The sequence below is a fragment of the Loigolactobacillus rennini DSM 20253 genome, assembly GCF_001436505.1.
GTDB lineage: Bacteria > Bacillota > Bacilli > Lactobacillales > Lactobacillaceae > Loigolactobacillus > Loigolactobacillus rennini.
Window position 1 is genome coordinate 1 of sequence record NZ_AYYI01000094.1, and the last position, 1,703, is coordinate 1,703.

General features: G+C 38.2%; 3 protein-coding genes. All 3 read left to right on the forward strand.

What is annotated here, in order from left to right; all coding sequences use genetic code 11:
• Window positions 1-255 (forward strand): terminase TerL endonuclease subunit (locus FC24_RS10220; RefSeq protein ID WP_235807400.1); only part of this gene is annotated, 255 nt, incomplete at its 5' end.
• A gap of 12 nt (window positions 256-267) precedes the next feature.
• Window positions 268-450, forward strand: a complete 183-nt coding sequence (locus FC24_RS10225; protein WP_057874767.1) for a hypothetical protein — start codon at window positions 268-270, stop codon at window positions 448-450.
• A 3-nt stretch (window positions 451-453) separates the two neighbouring features.
• Window positions 454-1,683, forward strand: coding sequence for a phage portal protein (locus FC24_RS10230; RefSeq protein WP_235807401.1), 1,230 nt, complete (start codon window positions 454-456; stop codon window positions 1,681-1,683).
• Window positions 1,684-1,703 lie beyond the last annotated feature (20 nt).

Consider the following 1,703-nt stretch of genomic DNA (forward strand, 5'->3'; position numbering starts at 1 on the left):
GGCCCAGCGACACTATCCGGTCCAATTATGGATTTTAAATTAAGCACGATCAACGGCGACATTAAGCATGCTAAAAATCCTTTACTGGATGTTGCGATTAAGAATGCTGTTGCCAAGGATACTAACGATTCTATTATGATCGAAAAGAAAAAGAACCGGGAAAAGATTGACCCGTTAATGTCGACAATTTTTGCCTTTGTAATCGCTAGCGATTACGAATGGGATGTTGAGACAAATATGCCGCTGTTTATCTAGGGAGATGGTTATTTGTATAAAACTTTATATGTATTAGTTATGACTACCATTGCTGCTTTAGGCCTTGGTAGTTTTTTATATGGCTTTTATATCATGTGGCGACCACTGGCCTTTATCATTGGGGGCGTTGTTTTTGTAGTGATTGCTTTGACTATGAATCAATTATATGACCCAAGTAAAAATAAAAGGAGGTGATAGATGATGCCGTTGCTTGATTTAGGCTTTGGTAACAAACAGGAAAAGATGAATCGGGACTTAGAAAGGATTTTATATAACCAAGAATATGGAGCACATGCAAGTTACACTGGCGTTCGTGCTTTGCGTAATAGTGATGTGTTTACAGCTGTCCGGATTATCTCAGCTGATATTGCCAGTACAAAACTTAAAAATAAAGGGCATGAGTCAAACACCATTATGGAAAAAGTGTTGGATTTGTTTAACAACAATCCGAATGATCAATTACCCGGCTGGCACTTTAAATTTATTGTGGTAGCAAACATGTTGTTAAATGGGGAATCTTTTGTCGAAATTTTGCGTGACAAAGATGGCTTTGTAACTGGTTTTTATTTTTTGCATAACTATCTGGTTAGTTTTGATGACGAAAATAAAAATCAAATAACCTACCACGTTAGCGAAAATCATGAAAATAAGTCAGTTGACATCGCTCCCAAGGACATATTGCATTTTCGTTATATTACTCTAGATGGATATCGCGGTTACAGTCCACTTTATTCACTGGCATTTGAAATCGGAATTTCGCAGGGATCAAAAGGTTTTTTGCGAAACTTTTTTGATAACGGCGGGACATCAACTGCGGTACTGCGATATAAGAAAGGGCAAATTACTAACAAGGATTTAAAGCAATTAAAACAGAATTTTGCCGATAGTCAGTTGAAACAGAATGGCGGCTTAGTTGCAATTGATGACACTATGGAGTTTACTCGTTTAAAAATTCCGACTGAGGTTTTAAACTTTTTGAATTCGTATAAATTCAGTACGAATCAAGTTGCGAAAGCATTTGGCCTGCCCGTTAGCAAACTAGGTGTGGAAACCGTTAATACATCTATTACACAGGCTAACTTAGAGTATCTCCAGTCCACCTTGGATCCAATTTTTAAAATGATGATTGCAGAAATGGAGACTAAGATTTTTAATTCGATTGATTCCGGTTACGAACTAGAATTTGATACGTCGCGATTGGTTGATATTGACCCAGAATTAAAACTAGAGCGGATCACGTCACTATTTAGTAAAGGTGTGATAACTGATAACGAATCCCGCCAAGCTTTCGGTTATGAGCCAATAGAAGGTGGCGACGAAGTCTTTATCGACTTGAATCGTATTCCGTTGTCCTCGCTAGGCGAGTATCAAAGAGCCAAAATTGCCAAAGAGGTCGAGAAGAATACCCCTGAAGGGGGTGAGACTTGATGGCTAGAAGTCATGTAGAC